The 19,256-nt window shown below is 64.4% G+C and carries 14 protein-coding genes; 10 read left to right on the forward strand and 4 right to left on the reverse strand.

Annotation, left to right across the window (positions count from 1 at the left end; all coding sequences use genetic code 11):
- Positions 1-318: 318 nt before the first annotated feature.
- The 6 genes from typA (at position 319) to F3J20_RS23450 (ending at position 10,046) form a co-directional block, all read left to right on the forward strand.
- Entirely contained in the window at positions 319-2,145 is a 1,827-nt protein-coding gene (gene typA / locus F3J20_RS23425) for a translational GTPase TypA (protein WP_167040169.1), read from the forward strand.
- 280 nt (positions 2,146-2,425) lie between these two features.
- Entirely contained in the window at positions 2,426-5,287 is a 2,862-nt protein-coding gene (locus F3J20_RS23430) for a 2-oxoglutarate dehydrogenase E1 component (protein WP_167284659.1), read from the forward strand.
- A gap of 158 nt (positions 5,288-5,445) precedes the next feature.
- Complete coding sequence (gene odhB / locus F3J20_RS23435; RefSeq protein ID WP_167040165.1) at positions 5,446-6,714, forward strand: 2-oxoglutarate dehydrogenase complex dihydrolipoyllysine-residue succinyltransferase; 1,269 nt, start codon at positions 5,446-5,448, stop codon at positions 6,712-6,714.
- Positions 6,715-6,849: 135 nt separating this feature from the next.
- Entirely contained in the window at positions 6,850-8,280 is a 1,431-nt protein-coding gene (lpdA, locus tag F3J20_RS23440; RefSeq protein ID WP_167284660.1) for a dihydrolipoyl dehydrogenase, read from the forward strand.
- Positions 8,281-8,369: 89 nt separating this feature from the next.
- Entirely contained in the window at positions 8,370-9,467 is a 1,098-nt protein-coding gene (zapE, locus tag F3J20_RS23445) for a cell division protein ZapE (RefSeq protein ID WP_167040161.1), read from the forward strand.
- 120 nt (positions 9,468-9,587) lie between these two features.
- Positions 9,588-10,046 (forward strand): transposase, encoded by a 459-nt coding sequence (locus F3J20_RS23450; RefSeq protein WP_167284661.1) that lies wholly within the window; start codon positions 9,588-9,590, stop codon positions 10,044-10,046.
- A gap of 171 nt (positions 10,047-10,217) precedes the next feature.
- Here the strand turns inward: F3J20_RS23450 and F3J20_RS23455 are convergent, their stop codons facing one another.
- The 4 genes from F3J20_RS23455 to F3J20_RS23470 form a co-directional block, all read right to left on the reverse strand.
- Positions 10,218-10,703, reverse strand: coding sequence for a DUF2147 domain-containing protein (locus F3J20_RS23455; RefSeq protein ID WP_167040157.1), 486 nt, complete (start codon positions 10,701-10,703; stop codon positions 10,218-10,220).
- A 213-nt stretch (positions 10,704-10,916) separates the two neighbouring features.
- Positions 10,917-12,623, reverse strand: a complete 1,707-nt coding sequence (locus F3J20_RS23460; RefSeq protein WP_167284662.1) for a ShlB/FhaC/HecB family hemolysin secretion/activation protein — start codon at positions 12,621-12,623, stop codon at positions 10,917-10,919.
- 361 nt (positions 12,624-12,984) lie between these two features.
- The gene (locus F3J20_RS23465) at positions 12,985-14,373 is read right to left on the reverse strand and encodes a collagen-like triple helix repeat-containing protein (RefSeq protein WP_167284663.1); all 1,389 of its coding nucleotides are present in this window, start codon (positions 14,371-14,373) and stop codon (positions 12,985-12,987) included.
- A gap of 380 nt (positions 14,374-14,753) precedes the next feature.
- Positions 14,754-16,319 (reverse strand): collagen-like triple helix repeat-containing protein, encoded by a 1,566-nt coding sequence (locus F3J20_RS23470; RefSeq protein ID WP_167284664.1) that lies wholly within the window; start codon positions 16,317-16,319, stop codon positions 14,754-14,756.
- A gap of 656 nt (positions 16,320-16,975) precedes the next feature.
- Here F3J20_RS23470 and F3J20_RS23475 point away from each other — a divergent pair.
- The 4 genes from F3J20_RS23475 to cpaB all read left to right on the forward strand — a co-directional run.
- Positions 16,976-17,158, forward strand: coding sequence for a Flp family type IVb pilin (locus tag F3J20_RS23475; RefSeq protein WP_167284665.1), 183 nt, complete (start codon positions 16,976-16,978; stop codon positions 17,156-17,158).
- 142 nt (positions 17,159-17,300) lie between these two features.
- On the forward strand, positions 17,301-17,798 hold the full coding sequence (locus tag F3J20_RS23480) for a prepilin peptidase (RefSeq protein WP_167284666.1): 498 nt from the start codon (positions 17,301-17,303) through the stop codon (positions 17,796-17,798).
- A gap of 44 nt (positions 17,799-17,842) precedes the next feature.
- Complete coding sequence (locus tag F3J20_RS23485; RefSeq protein WP_167284667.1) at positions 17,843-18,304, forward strand: TadE/TadG family type IV pilus assembly protein; 462 nt, start codon at positions 17,843-17,845, stop codon at positions 18,302-18,304.
- 112 nt (positions 18,305-18,416) lie between these two features.
- A partial coding sequence (cpaB, locus tag F3J20_RS23490; RefSeq protein WP_167284668.1) for a Flp pilus assembly protein CpaB occupies positions 18,417-19,256 on the forward strand: 840 nt, incomplete at its 3' end.

Raw genomic sequence — 19,256 nt, forward strand, 5'->3', positions numbered from 1 at the left:
ACTAGGCATTAGTATAGTCGGCTGTTGATTGACGCGACAAGCGTTCTTACAGCTTAGGCAAGGATTTTTCCCCGATTGTTTTCCGGTTGGGCGTCAAGGGAGATGGTTCGTCGTGGCAGCGGCATCGGGCCGGGCTGCGGATCGGCGCGCACTGGGGAAGAGGAAAAGAGAGCGGTCTATCAGGGAATACCAGAGAGCATCATTTCGCCATGCTATAATGTTGGGTTCCCAAAAGTGCGCTTTGGGCTTGTTGTCGGGGTGATCTCCCCAACCAGCAGCATAAGCAAGCGGCGCACTCCAACTGTCTCCAGGTTTCCTATGACCCGCGCCCTACGCAACATCGCCATCATTGCTCACGTCGACCACGGCAAGACCACGCTCGTCGACCAGCTCCTCCGCCAGACCGCCACGTTCCGCGAGAACCAGCAGATCGCCGAGCGCGTGATGGACTCGAACGACATCGAAAAGGAGCGCGGCATCACGATCCTGTCGAAGAACTGCGCGGTGGAGTACGAAGGCACGCACATCAACATCGTCGACACGCCGGGGCACGCCGACTTCGGCGGCGAAGTGGAGCGCGTGCTGTCGATGGTCGACTCGGTGCTGCTGCTCGTCGACGCGGTGGAAGGCCCGATGCCGCAAACCCGCTTCGTCACGAAGAAGGCGCTCGCGCTCGGCCTGAAGCCGATCGTCGTGGTCAACAAGGTCGACCGCCCGGGTGCGCGCGTCGACTGGGTCATCAACCAGACTTTCGACCTGTTCGACAAGCTCGGCGCAAGCGAAGAGCAGCTCGATTTCCCGATCGTCTACGCATCGGGTCTCAATGGTTATGCCGGCCTCACGGCGGACGTGCGCGACGGCGACATGCGGCCGCTGTTCGAGGCGATCCTCAAGCACGTGCCGGTGCGCCCGGCCGACCCGGAAGGTCCGCTGCAACTGCAGATCACCTCGCTCGACTATTCGTCGTACGTCGGCCGTATCGGTATCGGTCGTATCACGCGCGGCCGCATCAAGCCGGGCATGGCCGTCGCGGTACGCTCGGGTCCGGAAGGCGAAATCCTCAATCGCAAGATCAACCAGGTGCTGTCGTTCAAGGGGCTCGACCGCGTGCAGGTCGACTCGGCTGAAGCGGGCGACATTGTGCTGATCAACGGTATCGAGGAAGTCGGCATCGGCGTGACGATCTGTTCGCCGGAACAGCCGGAAGCGCTGCCGATGATCACGGTCGACGAACCCACGCTGACGATGAACTTCCTCGTCAACTCGTCGCCGCTCGCGGGCCGCGAGGGCAAGTTCGTCACGAGCCGCCAGATTCGCGACCGCCTGATGAAGGAACTGAATCACAACGTCGCGCTGCGCGTGCGCGATACCGGCGACGAAACCACGTTCGAAGTGGCGGGCCGCGGCGAGCTGCACCTGACCATTCTGGTCGAAAACATGCGCCGCGAAGGCTACGAGCTGGCCGTGTCGCGTCCGCGCGTCGTGATGCAGGAAGTCGAAGGCGTCAAGCACGAGCCGTACGAAAACCTGACCGTCGACATGGAAGACACCCACCAGGGGGGCGTGATGGAAGAACTCGGCCGCCGCAAGGGCGAAATGCTCGACATGGCATCGGACGGCCGTGGCCGCACGCGTCTCGAGTACCGCATTTCGGCGCGCGGCCTGATCGGCTTCCAGTCGGAATTCCTCACGCTCACGCGCGGCACGGGCCTGATGAGCCACACGTTCGATTCGTACCAGCCGGTCAAGGACGGCGCGGTCGGCGAGCGCCGCAACGGCGTGCTGATCTCGCAGGACGACGGCGCGGCCGTTGCGTACGCACTGTGGAAGCTGCAGGACCGCGGCCGCATGTTCGTGTCGCCGGGCGAGGCGCTGTACGAAGGCATGATCATCGGCATTCACAGCCGCGACAACGACCTCGTCGTGAATCCGATCAAGGGCAAGCAGCTCACCAACGTGCGCGCCTCGGGCACCGACGAGGCCGTGCGTCTCGTGCCGCCGGTCCAGCTGTCGCTCGAATACGCGGTCGAATTCATTGACGACGACGAACTCGTCGAAGTCACGCCGAAGTCGATCCGTCTGCGTAAGCGCTACCTGAAGGAACACGAGCGCCGCAGCGCGAGCCGCAACAAGGTTGCCGAGTAAGCGACCGCAAGCCGGCGTGACCGGATAGCAGTAATGGAAGCCACCTTCGGGTGGCTTCGCTGTTTTCGGCCCATCCGTGAAACGCCCGCCGTCACGGGCGTTTGCCCCTATGCGGTTCGCTATCTGGGCTATTCGTTCTGTGCTATGCTCCCGGGTGCACTGTTTTAGGTCCTTCCAAGCAAGACTTGATTCGCGCAATCCGCTAAACGGTCAGGCCGTGTCGCGGAAGGTTCTGTAACCCGCTATTTCTCGAGAAGCTCGAAGAAAGGTGAGCGTAAAAATGATGAAGCAATTCCAGTCGAACTCTTATCTGTTCGGCGGCAATGCTCCGTACGTCGAAGAAATGTACGAAGCGTATCTCGATAATCCGGCGTCAGTGCCCGAGACCTGGCGCAGCTATTTCGATGCGTTGCAAAACGTGCCCGCATCGGACGGCAGCAACGCCAACGACGTGGCCCACGGCCCGATCGTCGAGTCGTTTGCCCAGCGCGCCAAGGCCAATGCCTTCCTGCCGCGCGCAACGGCCGGCGGCGAAGACCTCGCCACTTCCCGCAAACAGGTCTACGTCCAGTCCCTCATCGGCGCATATCGCTTCCTCGGCTCGCAATGGGCCAATCTCGATCCTCTGAAGCGCCGCGAACGTCCCGCAATCCCCGAACTTGAACCCGCGTTCTACGACTTCACCGAAGCCGACATGGACCAGGAGTTCAGTGCAACGAACCTGTACTTCGGGTTCGAGCGGGCGACGCTGCGCGACATCGTCAAGGCGCTGCGCGACACGTACTGCGGCACGATCGGCGCCGAGTACATGTACATCAGCGATCCGGAGCAGAAGCGCTGGTGGAAGGAACGGCTCGAATCGATCCGCTCGACGCCGAACTTCAGCAACGACAAGAAGAAGCACATCCTGAACCGCCTGACGGCCGCTGAAGGCCTCGAGCGTTTCCTGCACACCAAGTACGTCGGCCAGAAGCGCTTCTCGCTCGAAGGCGGCGAGAGCTTCATCGCGGCGATGGACGAAGTCGTGCGCCACGGCGGCGCGAACGGCGTCCAGGAAATCGTCATCGGCATGGCGCACCGCGGCCGTCTGAACGTGCTGGTCAACACGCTCGGCAAGATGCCGGCCGACCTGTTCGCCGAATTCGAAGGCAAACACGTCGACGATCTGCCGGCCGGCGACGTGAAGTACCACAAGGGCTTCTCGTCGGACGTCGCAACGGAAGGCGGCCCGGTTCACCTGTCGCTCGCGTTCAACCCGTCGCACCTCGAAATCGTCAACCCGGTGGTCGAGGGTTCGGCGAAGGCCCGTATGGACCGTCGCGGCGACGAAACCGGCCTGCAGGTGCTGCCGGTGCAGATCCACGGCGACGCGGCTTTCGCGGGCCAGGGCGTCGTGATGGAAACGCTGAACCTCGCGCAAACGCGCGGTTACGGCACGCACGGCACGCTGCACATCGTCATCAACAACCAGATCGGCTTCACGACGTCGGACCCGCGCGATTCGCGCTCGACGCTGTACTGCTCGGACGTCGTCAAGATGATCGAGGCGCCGGTGCTGCACGTGAACGGCGACGATCCCGAGGCGGTCGTGCTGGCGATCCAGCTCGCGATCGATTTCCGGATCCAGTTCCACAAGGACGTCGTCGTCGACATCGTCTGCTTCCGCAAGCTCGGCCACAACGAGCAGGACACCCCGGCGGTCACGCAGCCGCTCATGTACAAGACGATCGCGAAGCATCCGGGCACGCGCGCGCTGTACGCTGAAAAGCTCGTGCAGCAAGGCGTGATCTCGGCCGACGAAGGCGACGAATTCGTCAAGGCCTACCGCAAGGCGATGGACGAAGGCCACCACACGGTCGACCCGGTGCTCTCGAACTACAAGAGCAAGTACGCGGTGGACTGGGTGCCGTTCCTGAACCGCAAGTGGACCGACGCGGCCGACACGGCCGTGCCGCTCGCGGAACTGAAGCGCCTCGCCGAGCGCATCACCACGATTCCCGAAAACTTCAAGGTGCACCCGCTCGTCGAGCGCGTGATCAACGACCGTCGCGCCATGGGCCGCGGCGAAGCGAAGCTCGACTGGGGCATGGGCGAGCACCTCGCGTTCGCGTCGCTGGTCGCATCGGGTTACGCGGTGCGCCTGACCGGTCAGGATTCGGGCCGCGGCACGTTCACGCACCGTCACGCGGTGCTGCACGACCAGAACCGCGAGCGCTGGAACGACGGCACCTACGTGCCGCTGCAGAACATCGCCGAAGGTCAGGCGAAGTTCACGGTGATCGACTCGGTGCTGTCGGAAGAAGCGGTGCTCGGCTTCGAATACGGCTACTCGACCGCTGAACCGAACACGTTCGTGGCATGGGAAGCGCAGTTCGGCGACTTCGTGAACGGCGCGCAGGTCGTGATCGACCAGTTCATCTCGTCGGGCGAAGTGAAGTGGGGCCGCGTCTCGGGCCTGACCATGATGCTGCCGCACGGCTACGAAGGCCAGGGTCCGGAGCACTCGTCGGCACGTATCGAGCGTTTCCTGCAACTGTGCGCGGACCACAACATGCAGGTCGTTCAGCCGACCACGCCGGCGCAGATTTTCCACCTGCTGCGTCGCCAGATGATCCGCCTGTTCCGCAAGCCGCTCATCGTCTTCACGCCGAAGTCGCTGCTGCGCCACAAGGAAGCCGTGTCGGATCTGTCGGAACTCGCGAAGGGCTCGTTCCAGCCGGTGCTCGGCGAAACCGACGAGTCGATCGACGCGAAGAAGGTCAAGCGCGTGATCGCCTGCTCGGGCCGCGTGTACTACGACCTCGTCGCGCATCGCCGCGAAGCGAAGGCGAACGACGTCGCGATCATCCGTATCGAACAGCTCTATCCGTTCGCGCACAAGCAGTTCGAAGCGGAAATGAAGAAGTACGACAACGCGACCGAAGTGGTCTGGGTGCAGGACGAGCCGCAGAATCAGGGCCCGTGGTTCTACATCGAGCACCACCTGAAGGAAGGCATGAAGGACGGGCAGAAGCTGGCGTACAGCGGCCGTCCGGCTTCGGCCTCGCCGGCAGTCGGTTACTACGCGAAGCACTACGAGCAGCAGAAGGCGCTGGTCGAAGGCGCTTTCGGCCGCCTCAAGAGCGCGTCGATCGCTAAATAAGGAAACAGTCGAGCCGGGAAAGGTGCACCGTAGTGCATTTTTCCCGCGCCGCGCCGAACCGCGTCGAACGGTTCCCATGAGGTTCAGGCGCGGCGCCCGAGGTTCGCAGGCGGTCGTGAAGAAGCGCCGTCACCCGATACGTATTCAGGATACTCATAATGGCTATTGTTGAAGTCAAGGTTCCCCAGCTCTCCGAGTCGGTCTCGGAAGCCACCATGCTGCAGTGGAAGAAGAAGCCGGGCGAGGCTGTCGCCCAGGACGAAATCCTCATCGAAATCGAGACCGACAAGGTCGTGCTCGAAGTGCCGGCTCCGGCTGCGGGCGTGCTCGCGCAAGTCATCTCGAACGACGGCGACACCGTCGTGGCCGACCAGGTGATCGCGAAGATCGACACCGAAGGCAAGGCAGGCGCCGCTGCCGTCGAAGCCGAAGTGAAGCCGGCTCCGGTTGCCGAAGCTGCTGCGGCACCGGCCGCTCAGGCTGCCGCCGCAACGGGTTCGAACACCGCGGCTTCGCCGGCTGCCGGCAAGCTGATGGCGGAGAAGGGCCTGGCTGCTGGCGACGTCGCCGGCACGGGCCGCGATGGCCGCATCACGAAGGGCGACGTGCTCGCCGCCGGCGCTCCGGCTGCCAAGGCTGCACCGGCACCGGCTGCCGCACCGAAGGCCGCCAAGCCGTCGTTGCCGGACGTCAAGGCTCCGGCATCGGCCGACCAGTGGCTCAAGGACCGTCCGGAACAGCGCGTGCCGATGTCGCGTCTGCGTGCGCGTATCGCCGAGCGTCTGCTCGAGTCGCAGCAAACCAACGCCATCCTCACGACGTTCAACGAAGTGAACATGGCGCCGGTCATGGACCTGCGCAACAAGTACAAGGACAAGTTCGAGAAGGAACACGGCGTGAAGCTCGGCTTCATGTCGTTCTTCGTGAAGGCGGCTGTTCACGCGCTGAAGAAGTTCCCGCTCGTGAACGCGTCGATCGACGGTAACGACATCGTCTATCACGGCTACTTCGACATCGGTATCGCGGTCGGTTCGCCGCGCGGTCTGGTGGTGCCGATCCTGCGCAATGCGGATCAGATGAGCCTCGCCGACATCGAGAAGAAGATCGCCGAATTCGGCCAGAAGGCGAAGGACGGCAAGCTGTCGATCGAAGAAATGACGGGCGGTACGTTCTCGATCTCGAACGGCGGCGTGTTCGGCTCGATGCTGTCGACCCCGATCATCAACCCGCCGCAGTCCGCGATTCTCGGCGTGCACGCCACCAAGGAACGCGCTGTGGTCGAAAACGGCCAGATCGTGATCCGCCCGATGAACTACCTCGCGCTCTCGTACGACCACCGTATCATCGACGGCCGCGAAGCGGTGCTGTCGCTGGTCGCGATGAAGGACGCGCTGGAAGATCCGGCGCGCCTGCTGCTCGACCTGTAAGCGCACGTTCCACTGGCGCCGGCCGGCGTGGCCAGCCGGCGCCATCCGCAGTAAGTCTTCAAGCATTCAGCAGTACCGGAACGGCGCGCGCCACCTTAGATGGCCCGGCGCCGTTCCGTCATCAAAGGGATTGTCATGTCCAAAGAATTTGACGTCGTCGTGATCGGCGCGGGCCCCGGCGGTTATATCGCCGCCATTCGCGCAGCGCAGCTCGGCAAGACCGTCGCATGTATCGAAAAGTGGAAGAATCCGGCCGGCGCGCTGAAGCTCGGCGGCACCTGCCTGAACGTCGGCTGCATTCCGTCGAAGGCGCTGCTCGCGTCGTCGGAAGAGTTTGAAAACGCTTCGCATCACCTCGCTGACCACGGTATTTCGGTAGGCGACGTGACGGTCGATATCTCGAAGATGATGGCCCGCAAGGACGGCATCGTCGAGAAGATGACCAAGGGCATCGAATTCCTGTTCCGCAAGAACAAGATCACGTGGCTCCAGGGCCATGGCAAGTTCGCCGGCAAGACCGACGCCGGCGTGCAGATCGAAGTGAGCGGCGAAGGCGAAACCGAAGTCGTCACGGCGAAGAACGTGATCATCGCGACGGGTTCGAAGGCGCGTCATCTGCCGGGCATTCCGGTCGACAACAAGCTGATCGCCGACAACGAAGGCGCGCTCTCGTTCGACTCGGCACCGAAGAAGCTGGCCGTGATCGGCGCGGGCGTGATCGGTCTGGAACTCGGCTCGGTGTGGCGCCGCCTCGGCGCGGAAGTGACCGTGCTCGAAGCGCTGCCGGAATTCCTCGGCGCGGCTGACCAGGCGCTCTCGAAAGAAGCGGCCAAGCAGTTCAAGAAGCAGGGTCTCGACATTCACGTCGGCGTGAAGGTCGGCGAAGTGAAGACGAGCGCGAACGGCGTGACGATCGCCTACACGGATAAGGACGGCAACGCGCAGACGCTCGAAGCCGACCGTCTGATCGTGTCGGTCGGCCGCGTGCCGAACACCGACAACCTCGGCCTCGAAGCGATCGGCCTGAAGGCCAACGAGCGCGGCTTCATCGACGTGAACGACCACTGCGCGACGGCCGTGCCGAACGTGTATGCGATCGGCGACGTGGTGCGCGGCCCGATGCTCGCGCACAAGGCCGAAGACGAAGGCGTGCTGGTCGCGGAAGTGATCGACGGCCAGAAGCCGCACATCGACTACAACTGCGTTCCGTGGGTGATCTACACCGAGCCGGAAATCGCATGGGTCGGCAAGACCGAGCAGCAACTGAAAGCCGAAGGCCGCGAGATCAAGACGGGCCAGTTCCCGTTCATGGCGAACGGCCGCGCGCTCGGCATTGCGAAGGCGGACGGTTTCGTCAAGATGATCGCCGACGCGAAGACCGACGAGCTGCTCGGCGTGCACATTATTTCGGCCAACGCATCGGACCTGATCGCGGAAGCCGTGGTGGCGATGGAATTCAAGGCAGCCTCGGAAGACATCGGCCGCATTTGCCATCCGCACCCGTCGCTGTCGGAAGTCATGCGCGAAGCGGCACTCGCCGTGGACAAGCGCGCGCTGAACATGTAAGCGCGCACGCCTGAGCCGAAACGCAATCCTGGTATCGCCGAAGGCGGGCGGGTTCACTCCCTCCCGCCTTTCTTTTTTGCAGCAACACGATGAACGTCACCGAATACTACGAAAAAGAACTGCAGACTCGCGGTTATCAATCGGACCCGGCGCAGCGCGCGGCGGTCGACCGCCTGCAGCGGTGCTATGAAGAGTGGGTCGAATACAAGTCGCGCCGCTCGAATGCGTTCAAGAAGCTGATCAATCACCCGGATCTACCGCGCGGCGTGTACATGTGGGGCGGCGTCGGGCGCGGCAAGAGCTTCCTGATGGACAGCTTCTACATGATCGTGCCGGTGCAGCGAAAGACGCGTCTGCATTTCCACGAGTTCATGCGCGAAGTGCATCGCGAACTCGAAGAACTGAAAGGCCAGGCCGATCCGCTCGACGAACTCGCGCGCCGCATCGCGAAGCGCTACCGGCTGATCTGTTTCGACGAATTCCACGTGTCGGACATCGCCGACGCGATGATTCTGTACCGTCTGCTCGACAAGCTGTTCGAGAACGGCGTGCAGTTCGTGATGACGTCCAACTACGATCCCGATACGCTGTATCCGGACGGTCTGCATCGCGACCGCATGCTGCCCGCGATCGAGCTCATCAAGAACAGGCTCGACGTGCTCAACGTCGATGCGGGCATCGACTATCGGCGCCGCACGCTGGCGCAGGTCGAGATGTATCACTCGCCGCTCGGCGCCGCCGCCGACAAGGCGCTGCGCGACGCTTTCGCGCGGCTTGCCGCGGTGCCCGACGAAAGCCCGCTGCTGCATATCGAGAAGCGCGAGCTGAAGGCGCTGCGCCGCGCCGACGGCGTCGTCTGGTTCGACTTCGCGACGCTGTGCGGCGGCCCGCGCTCGCAGAACGACTACCTTGAGCTCGCGAGCCGTTTTCACGCGGTGATTCTCTCCGGCGTGCCGCAGATGACGGTGCGCATGGCCTCGGAAGCGCGCCGCTTCACATGGCTCATCGACGTGTTCTACGACCACAAGGTCAAGCTGCTGATGTCGGCCGCGGTGCCGCCGGAGCAGTTGTACGTCGACGGGCCGATGGCTAACGAATTCACGCGCACGGTGTCGCGCATCGTCGAGATGCAGTCGAAGGAATATCTCGATACGCCGCGCCGGATCGTCGATACGTCGCTGACGTAAGCCGGCTGCGGTCGCGCATCCGGATTTATCGGACAACGCATTTCAAGATTCGGAGTCGTCTTATATTCCGCGAACGGATGACTGGCTATCTTTTGTTGTAGTTCTGACAAAGGAGGAAGCATGAATCCGTACCGCGATATTACCGATGAAGAATGGCGCCGCGTCGCGCCGCTACTGCCCGAACTGCGTCCGCGCGTCGAGTTGCGCGGCCGGCCGCTTGCCAATACGCGCGCGGTGCTCAATGGCGTGCTGTGGGTCATGTACAGCGGTGCGACCTGGTCCGCGATGCCGCGCAAATACCCGTCGTATCAAACCTGTCACCGCCGCTTCAAAACATGGTATGAGTCCGGCGTGCTCAAGCGCGTGACCGGGCTGCTGCTCGGTGCGTCGAGCGAGGAACTCTGTCGCCTGATGGAAGCGCGCATGCGCACGCATGCGAACGTGCCGCAGAAGGGCAAGGCCGCGGCAAAGGCGCCCGCGGTGGTGCACGTGAAGCCCGGCGTGTGCAGTCCCGCAATCGCCACGCCGTCGTCGGAGTCGCCGTTCGTCTATGGCACGTCGCTCAGGCAGGCCGCATAGCTGTTATTTCGCAGGGACGTCCGCCAATAAAAAACGGCCGCGCGATTTTCATCGCCGGCCGCTTCTTTTGTATGCCGCGCTTTCGCACGAACGCGCTATCGATCTGCGCTGCCGCTTCGCATTCGTTCAGGCAAGGCGCCGGGCGGGCTGCCGCGCTTTACGCGTCGTGTCTTACTGCTGGCGCACCCACGTCTGCGAGCGGCCCAGCAGCGAGACGCCAATATAGCCGCGCACCACGAGCTTGTTGCCGCCGTCTTCGAGATGCATCTTGCACTTGTAGACCTTGCCGTTCTCCGGGTCGAGAATCTGCCCGTGATCCCAGCTGTCGCCATCCTTCTTCATGCTGTCGACGATCGTCATGCCGAGAATCAACTGGTCCTTGCGCGCATCGGTGCATTCGGTGCAGCGGCGATCGGGCTGGTCGTTCGCGCCGAGCCCCTTGATGACCTTGCCGCTCAACTCGCCGTTGCCGTCCTGGGTGATCTGCACGAGTGCCTTCGGCTGGCCGGTGTGATCGTCGATCGTTTGCCAGGTGCCGACCGGCGTATCGGTTTGCGCCATCGCCGTCACGGCGCTCGCGAGCAGGGCGCCGGCGAGCGCTGCGTGCCGGGCGGTGCGCAGCGCGATCGCGCGGGCGCGTTGAGTGAATTGCGTCATTGTCTTCCTCCTTGATGAGAGACGGCGCGATCGTGGTCGCGCGGCGTTATGAGCATCGTTGCCGGCGGCTGATGCGCCACCGGCCGGCGCGATGCGGGACGATGCCGGCGCGTTGCCGTTGGCATCGTCAGCGCAGAATACGCGAAAGTACGCATGCCGTTTGATAGTAGGACTTCTAATCGGCAACGCGTACCCGATGCTTGCGCAGGCGTGTCAATTCAACTGGTAGGAGAACGTCGCATTGATGCGCGGACTGCGCGACGGGCTTTCCACCGGCGCGTCGCCGACCGCCTTCGCGACCGACAGATCGAGGCTGTAGAAGCGCGCATCGGTAATGCGGAAGCCGAACGCGATCGACGACAGGCGCGACGGTGCCGGCGTGCCCGCGTGCAGATACACGCGCGCCATGTCGAACGACACATACGGCGTGAACGATTGCAGATACGTGAAGCCGAGCGCAATCGGCCGGTTGACTTCGAAGATCGCGCCCCAGCCCGAATCGCCCGCCGCCTCGCCCGGCTCGTAGCCCTGCGCAAAACGTTGGGCGCCGAACGAGATCTGCTCCGAGGTCGGCAGCGATACCGCGCTGTACTGGCCCGTCAGCGAAACCGAGGTGCCGATCTTCAGCGGCCACTCGTTGGTCTGCGAGAAGCTCGCGCCGGTTCGCACGAAGTTGAGCGACGCCGGGTTCGTGCCGGTCGGGCCCGGCACGTTCGAGTCGATGGACTTCGACGCGCCGAGAATGTTGAACGCCTTCGCGACGTTGATGCTCGCGCGCCGCACCTGGCCCGGATCGACGGCCATGTAGTCGGCCTGCAACTGCATCACGCGCACCTGCGAGCGCAAGCCGATCTGCGCGCCGGTGTCGTCATTGTGATAGCGGTCCTCGTTGTGCGAGGCATAGACCGACGCGGTGCCGATCACGCTGCGCGTGTTGCTCAGCAGGAGCGGGTAGGCGAGCGAGCCGCCGATCTTGTCGTTGATGACCGTGCGCGTGATGTTGGAGGCGAGCCCGGGAGTATCGACGGGATTGCCGCGGTAGTGCGACGCGTCGATGTTGCCGGTCAGCCCGTTGCTGCCGATCGGCACGCCCGCGTGCGCGGCCAGATAGGTGACGTTGTCGCGGCCCTTGGGCAGCAGTGCCGATACGCTCAGCTGTTCGCCGAGCGCGGTCAGCCCGTTGCTGGTGGCGGTCAGCAGGCCCTGCACGCCGGGCTGATTGAAGTTCAGGCCGCCGCTGAAGTCGATCGGCTTGCGCGTTACGTTCAGCTCGAGCGTGGTCGCGCCGTCGGTGTTTTGCGGCGGCGGCACGTTGGCGGCGACCTTGATGCCCGGCAGCAGGCCGAGCACTTGGGTAAAGCGTTCGAAGGTCGCGCGATGCAGCGGCTTGTCGGCGACGATGTGATCGGCGATTGCGCGAATCCTGTCTTCGGCCTGGCCCGGATTGCCCGTGACCTTGACCGCCGACACATAACCTTCGACGACCGTCACGCGCACCACGCCGTCGGCGAAAGTCTGCGCCGGGATGAACGCGAACGAGAGCGCGAAGCCGCGTTCCTGATAGAGCTTCGTGACGCCGTTGGCCACTTCGATCAGCTCGCCGATCGTGATGTCCTTGCCGACGAGCGGTGTGAAGCGCTGCGCGACCAGGTCGAACGGAATCGACTTCACGCCTTCGACTTTCACGCTCGAAGGCGTCAGATGGCGGGCGAGCAGTTCCTGAAGCTGAGGGGCTTGCGGCGCGACCTGCACGGTCACGTTCGGACCGCGGTCAGGGGCTTTGATCTGCGGCAGCGAATCGAGCGGATTGCCGCCGACCGGGCGGGATTGCGCATGGGCTTCCATCTGCGTCGCGCTGGCCGCGATGGCCGCGAGCGCGATGGTCCATCTACTCCATTGACTGCCATACCCGAATCTCATCGGATTTTCCTCGTATGCCATTTTTGTGTTGCGAGCGTGCCGCCTGGCCGGGCGGGTCTCGATCGCTTATAGGAGGCTCGACGCATATTGCCGTGCTGACGTATATATCGACACGAGCCCGGCGAGCTTGAGCATGCGTGACGCCTGTTATGAATTCGACTGTCTGCGCGCGATGCTTTTTCGCCGCGTTTCGCTTGCTGCATTGCGTTCGTGCATCTCGTTACCGCATTCCGCTACTGTAGGCACAGCATGGCGATATATGGATGCCGTATGCATCGCCCCGACATGCGTCGTCCGGCAAGCGCGCGCATCTTGCCGGACGGTTCATCTGCAACGCCGTTGCAGCGTCTGCATGAACGGCTTACTTATGGCTGATCGGCAACAGGCTGCCGAGCAACGTCGACACGCCGCCCGTTGCACTGCCCGAACTACCCGTGGAGCTGCTCGAACCCGTCGTTGTGCTCAACCCGCCGACCGAGCTCGTCACGGTCGTCAGCGTCGCGGTCAACTGACCGACGAGCGCCGTCACCGGCGCGAGCGCCTGGCCGCCGCTGCCCGAGCCGATATTCGTGAGGCCGCTCAGCGTGCCCGTGAGCGTCGTCAGCGGATTCGAGCCGCTGGCCGTGCCGCCGAGCAGCGACGTCAGCGAGCCGAGCGGCGTGCCGTTCAGCGTCGAAGTCAGGGAGCCGAGCGGCGAGCCGCCGAGCAGGGTCGTCAACGAACCGAGCGGATTGCTGCCGAGCCCGAGACTCGCGAGCGAGCTTTGCAGCGGGCTCAGCGGATTGCCGTTGGCGGGCGGTCCGCCAGCGACCACCACGTTGGTGCTGCCGACGAGGCTCGTGATCAAGCCGGGAATCGGATTCGCGCCGTTCGGGCCGTTCGGATTGACGAGGCCGCCCGCGTTCGTCACCGTGTTGCCGAGCGAGCTGACGAGCGCGCCGACGTCGGCGCCGAGCGGGTTGCCGGTGGTCGAGCCGACTTTCGAGCCCGCCGTGTTGAGCGCGTCGCCGACCTGCGCGAGCACGCCGCCGAGCGGCGCGCCGAGGCCGGTCTGCGTGCCGACCGTCTGCGTGATGAGACCCGCGCTCGTGACGATCGGCGTGATCGCCGTGCTGAGTGGCTGCGTGATCTGCTGCACCGGCGCCGAGTTGAGCGCGTTGCCGAGCGTCGCGCCACCCGCGTTCAACGCGGTGGCGGCCGTCGAGAGCGTGCTGGCGAGCGGCGTCGTCACGGGCGAGAGCGGCGCGAGCGTGCCGGAGCCGAGTCCGTTGACCGCCGTGCTCAGGCCTTGCACGACACCGCTCGTCGAACTGACCACCGAACCGAGGCCGCCGACCGTCGTGCCGACCGGATTGCTCGTCGTGCCGGTCTGTCCGAGGCCGTTGCTGAGCGCGTCGGCGACCGAATTGAGCGTGCCGCTCGTGCTCGACACCGCGCTACCGACCCCCTGGGTGACCTGCGGGCTCAGGCCCGGGATCGTCTGCGATGCGATCGTGTTGCCGAGATCGCTGGTGGTTTGCGCGGCAACGGTGGCGAGGCCGCTCGTGCCTTTGGACGTCGTCGTGGTCGTGCCCGGTGTATTGGTGCCGGAGTTGCCGCCGCTACCGGGGTTTGAAGCGCTCGGTGCGCTGACGGTGCTGCCGCCGCACGCCGCGAGCAGGCTGGCGACCGCGACGGCGATCAGCGGGGCGCGCAACGACGAGACGGTCGCGCACGCCGCATGGAGAGAAAAAAAACGTTGAGTGGACATGGGTGCTCCTCCGTGTTCATCGTGTGCCGTGTACGGCCGGTTCCGTGCAATTCCTTGCGATTGCTTGCGCCGTCACAACGCGCATTCCGGGTGGCGCGGTCCGGTGCGGGGCAAAGCGGGGGCCGTGGTCGGCCCCGGCGAATCTTTTGTCGAGCCTTGAAGCGCGGCCTGGAGTTGAAGCCTGGGGTTAAAGCTTGATGCCGAAGCGCGGGTGTTTCTGCGTGGCGGTCGTCGTGTGGCTGTCATGCGGCCGGCGGTTCGCGCCGCGCTTCGGCCGGCGCGGCGCGTGCCGTGCGTGTCGCCCGAGTCGCGAACGGCGTGGCGCGATCACGTCCGATGGATACCGCCGTGCGCCGCGCCACCTTCTTCAGGCAAGCGGCTTACTTCTTCCCCAGTCCGCCGAGCACGCTGCCGAGCAGCGACGTCACCGGTGCGAGCGGATTGCTGCCCGTCGTGCCCTTGCCCGTCGTCGACGACAGCGAAATGCCGGCGGCCGGGTTCGTCGCCGAGCTGGTCGCCGCCGAATTCGTCGCCGTCGTGACGCCCGACGTCACACCGCCCAGCGTATTCGTGACGCTCGAGAGCAGGCCGGTGACCGGAGCGAGCAGGCCGCTGCTGCCGCCCGTCGTGTTCGTGAGCGTGCCCGTCACGCTGGAGAGCAGGCCCGTGACCGGCGCAAGCGGGCCGCTGCCGGCGCCGCTGCCGCTGGTTGCGCCCGTGAGCGCACCCGTCACGCTGGACAGCAGGCCCGTCACCGGAGCGAGCGGACCGCCGGCGCCGGTGCCGGTTGCGCCGCCGAGCGTGCCCGTCAGGCCGGAGAGCAGACCCGTGACCGGACCGAGCGGGCCGCTGCTGCCCGAGGTGCCGCCGAGGATGCCCGTCAGGCCGCCGAGCGGGCCGGTGCTGCTGCCGCCGGTGAGGCCGCCCGTCAGGCCACCGAGCGCGCTCGTGATGGCGCCGAGCGGATTCGTGCCGCTGCCGCCGCTGACAAGACCGCCGACTGACGCGACCAGGGTGCCCGTGTCGACGACCGTCTTGCCGAGCGCGCTCGTGACCGCGTTGTTGCCGGTCGACGAGAGCAGCGTGCCGGCCTTGCCGAGGCCGCTGCCCAGCGTCGCGAGCAGCGAGTTGACCGGCGCGCCGAGGCCGGTTGCGTTGCCGACCGTCTGCGTGGTCGAGGCGACGACCGAAGTGATCGGCGTAATCGCGGTGCTGAGGGTTTGCGTGACCTGTTGAACCGGCCCCGTCGACAGGGCGTTCGTGAGCACGCCGGCGCCGCTCGACACCGCATTGCCGAGCGTGCTGACGGTATTGCCGAGCGGGGTGGTGACGGCGCCGAGCGGGGCGAGCGCGCCGCTGCCGAGACTCGTCACGAGGTCGCCCGTATCGGTGACCGCGTTGCCGACATGACCGACCACGCCGCCGACGCTCGCGACGGTCATGCCGATCGCGTCGTTGCCGGTGCCGAGCTGGCCGAGCCCTTGCGACACGCCGTTGCCGAGCGTCGAGATCGCGTTGCCGGCTTCCTGCACGACACCGCCGGCGGCCTTGGTCGTTTGCGGGCTGACGCCGGGCAGCGTCTGCGAACCGATGACCGAGCCGACGCCCGCAACCGTGGCGCCGACATCGCCGACCACGCCACCGGTATTGCCGGCGACAGTGCCGAGCGCATTCGCGACCGTTGTATTGTTACCACTCGGATTCGTGCCGGACGAGTTGTTCGGGTTGCTGTTGCTGCCCGTCGGGGTCGTGCCGGAGCCGCCGGAGCCCGCCGAACCGCTGCCGTTGGTCGTCGAAAGCGTGCCGCCGGCGGAGTTGCTGCCGCTGCCGCCAGTGCCCGTGCTCAGGCTGCCGGAGCCTCCGCAAGCACCAAGAGAAAGCATGGCCGCGATGCTCGCCGCGATCAGTGTTGTCCGAATGGTCGTGTTGGTCGTTTGAATGGTCATGTCGCCCTCGTATCGCATCAGTTGTTGGATGTTTGCCGCGCGGCTATCTCTGCACGAGCCGTGCCATTTCGAATGCGCGATGCGAGGATTTTTTTGAATAAACTGTGCAAAGCCTTATGCGATAAGGCTTTGCCGAATATCGAAAGAATTGCGGCGAAGGCAATTGGCGGTCGCGAGGAACGTTTCGTGGGTCTTTTGCAAGGGCTGCGTAACGTAACGAGCCGTGCGCGCCGTTACGGTGCACGGCGTAACGCAAACGTTTATCGAACCCTCGTGTGCTTGAAACGCTCTGTTCAAACAGATAATTAGTGGACCGAATCTAACCTATGGTTATTCCTATGTGCGCAAACGCACGGACTGCCGTTAACCTGAACATGGGCCAAAAGTAAAGATCGTGTGAAGCCGAGGGCATCGGACAATTGCTTAAATAAGATTGTTCGGCTATAAAACCCGCAAGCGTCAGCGATTGACGTGGGGAGGTACGTTATCGAACAGACAGTTCCAACACACCGTTGTAGGCAAGGCGGCTGCGTGGTAGGACTACTGCAAGGCAACGGACGGGACCGGAAATGAGAGAAACGGTCCGCTGCATCGGCAGAGTTCGGTCGTACAGCAGCATTAAATCAAACGAAATATATGAAGTTCCGAGGGTAAAAATGAAAAAGCTCACACAACGCTTCCTGAGAGACAACAAAGGCGTTACCGCCATCGAATACGGGCTGATCGCGGGGTTGATCGTGCTGGTCATCGCGGGGGCGGTAGGTACGCTCGGCGGCGATCTGAACACCGTGTTTACGAGTATCTCTAATAAGATCACGGGCACCACGCCTGCTACTTAATGGCTGACAGCCTTTAAACGCATCGCAAAGTACTCGGCGCAATTACGCTGAGTACTTTGCATGTGTTTTTACGCATAGCGCTATGGGTTAATGTGAATTGCAATGCAATTCGCATTGCATTGTCACGCCTGTCGAGTCTGAAATGAGCTTCGCAACGGGGATCGGTTTATTTATCGCCTGGGCCGCGGCTGTCGCTATAAGCGATTGCCGCGCGAGGCGCATTTCCAATTCGATTGTCGTCGCGGGATTGGCGGCGGCATTCGGCTGCGCGTTATTCGGCTGCGGACCATTCGGCATTTCGTTGCTTCAGGCAGGGATTGGCGCATTGGTCGGCCTGTTTTCGTTATTGCCCTTTTTCGCATTCGGTTTGATGGGTGCCGCGGACGTCAAGGTGTTTGCCGTGCTCGGCGCCTGGTGCGGCATGCACGCATTGCTCGGTTTGTGGATGGCCGCGAGTCTCGCGGCCGGCATTCATGCTTTGTGGCTACTGATCGTCACGCGCACGCGGCTCGCGGGGCTTGGCCAGAACGGTCGCGCGACGTTCGAACTGGCCGGCAAGGCATCGACGCCCTATGCCGCATGCCTGAGCGTGGCCGCGACACTGTGGCTGGTGCTGCGCGCAACGGGCCGGGGGCTGTGATGAGGCACCGCGCCATGCAACCCATCCGCCGCTCGCAGACACACATGCACGCAGCGAACGCAAGCCGGCAACGCGCGCAGCGTGGCGCGACGGCCGTCGAGTTCGCGCTCGTGTTCCCGCTGTTCTTCCTGATCCTCTACGCGATCGTGACGTACAGCCTGATCTTCGTCGCGCAGCAGAACCTCACGCTCGCGGCCTCGGAAGGCGCGCGCGCCGCATTGAACTGGCAGACCAACGTGTCGATGGCTACCGCGCTCACGAACCGCGGCAACGCCGCGTGCGCCGCCGCGAAGCTCGTGGTCCAGCCGCTCGTGAATGCGATGCAGTGCGCGGCCACGAATGCGAGTTGCGGAACCAGCAGTGCGATGACCTGCATCACCGTTTCGCTGACGTACAACTACACGAGCAATCCGCTCGTGCCGCCGCTGCCGCTGCTTAATCTCGCCATGCCCACCACGTTGTCCGGCAACGCGACGGTCCAGCTCAACCCGGAGAACATCCAGTGACGCCGGCACCGATCTTTTCTCCCGTCGCCGGCCGCGTGAGCGCACGCGTTCGCCGCATGGCCTCGTGCTGTTCGTCCTTCATCAACCGACGCAATCCATCGCACTACCCGTCATGCCGAATCTGACCAAAATTCTTGCCGGTGTCCTGATCGCGCTCGCGCTCGTGCTCGGCATCTTCGCGTGGACGCTGTCGCGCCGTCCGGCACCGGTCGCGGCCGCGCCGGCGGCGCAGGCGAGCTTCCCGGTGGTCGTCGCGACCCGCACCTTGCCGGGCGGCAAGCCGATCACCGTCGACGAACTGCGCGTGCAGAACCTGCCGATCAACCCGAACGGCGCCTTCACCGACCCGGCGCAACTCGCGGGCCGCGTGCCGAACGCCGACATCGGCGCCGATTCGCCGGTGCTCGAAGCCCAGTTGTCCTCGGGACTTGCCGAGCGCATCGAGCCGGGCGAGCGCGCGCTCGCGGTGCGCGTCGACGAAGGCAATGCCGTCGGCAATCGCTTGCGGCCGGGCAATTTCGTCGACGTGTTCTTCACGTTGAAGCGCGACGGCAACGGCAATCTCGGCAACGGCGCCGAAATCGATCGTACGCAGGCGCGTCTGCTGCTCTCGAAAGTGCGCGTGCTTGCATTCGGCAACGCAACGACGACCGGCGACAACGGTGGCGACCCGAACGGCCTCGTGCGCACTGCGGTGCTCGCCGTGCCGCTCGCCGACATCGACCGTCTGACGCTCGCCGAAAGCTCGGGGCGCCTCGTGTTCGCGTTGCGCAATCCGAAGGATGCCGAAGTGGTCGATCAGAACGAGCTGCCGGCTTATCCGGGCGTGCTGAAGACCACGGCCAAGGCGGGCGACGCGCCGTTGCAGGACTCGACGCGCGCGGCGGCGGGCGTCGCGCTCGATGCGTTGTCGGGCGCGGGCAGCCCAGCCGCGCGGCCGCTCGCGCCGCGG

The sequence above is a fragment of the Paraburkholderia sp. Cy-641 genome, assembly GCF_011752945.1.
Taxonomy (GTDB): domain Bacteria; phylum Pseudomonadota; class Gammaproteobacteria; order Burkholderiales; family Burkholderiaceae; genus Paraburkholderia.

What these genes read in the sequence shown, in the direction of transcription:
- typA (WP_167040169.1), top strand. Translation starts at nt 319, where the DNA reads ATGACCCGCGCCCTACGCAACATCGCCATCATTGCTCACGTCGACCAC.
- F3J20_RS23430 (WP_167284659.1), top strand. Translation starts at nt 2,426, where the DNA reads ATGATGAAGCAATTCCAGTCGAACTCTTATCTGTTCGGCGGCAATGCT.
- odhB (WP_167040165.1), top strand. Translation starts at nt 5,446, where the DNA reads ATGGCTATTGTTGAAGTCAAGGTTCCCCAGCTCTCCGAGTCGGTCTCG.
- lpdA (WP_167284660.1), top strand. Translation starts at nt 6,850, where the DNA reads ATGTCCAAAGAATTTGACGTCGTCGTGATCGGCGCGGGCCCCGGCGGT.
- zapE (WP_167040161.1), top strand. Translation starts at nt 8,370, where the DNA reads ATGAACGTCACCGAATACTACGAAAAAGAACTGCAGACTCGCGGTTAT.
- F3J20_RS23450 (WP_167284661.1), top strand. Translation starts at nt 9,588, where the DNA reads ATGAATCCGTACCGCGATATTACCGATGAAGAATGGCGCCGCGTCGCG.
- F3J20_RS23455 (WP_167040157.1), bottom strand. Translation starts at nt 10,703, where the DNA reads ATGACGCAATTCACTCAACGCGCCCGCGCGATCGCGCTGCGCACCGCC.
- F3J20_RS23460 (WP_167284662.1), bottom strand. Translation starts at nt 12,623, where the DNA reads ATGAGATTCGGGTATGGCAGTCAATGGAGTAGATGGACCATCGCGCTC.
- F3J20_RS23465 (WP_167284663.1), bottom strand. Translation starts at nt 14,373, where the DNA reads ATGTCCACTCAACGTTTTTTTTCTCTCCATGCGGCGTGCGCGACCGTC.
- F3J20_RS23470 (WP_167284664.1), bottom strand. Translation starts at nt 16,319, where the DNA reads ATGACCATTCAAACGACCAACACGACCATTCGGACAACACTGATCGCG.
- F3J20_RS23475 (WP_167284665.1), top strand. Translation starts at nt 16,976, where the DNA reads ATGAAAAAGCTCACACAACGCTTCCTGAGAGACAACAAAGGCGTTACC.
- F3J20_RS23480 (WP_167284666.1), top strand. Translation starts at nt 17,301, where the DNA reads ATGAGCTTCGCAACGGGGATCGGTTTATTTATCGCCTGGGCCGCGGCT.
- F3J20_RS23485 (WP_167284667.1), top strand. Translation starts at nt 17,843, where the DNA reads ATGCACGCAGCGAACGCAAGCCGGCAACGCGCGCAGCGTGGCGCGACG.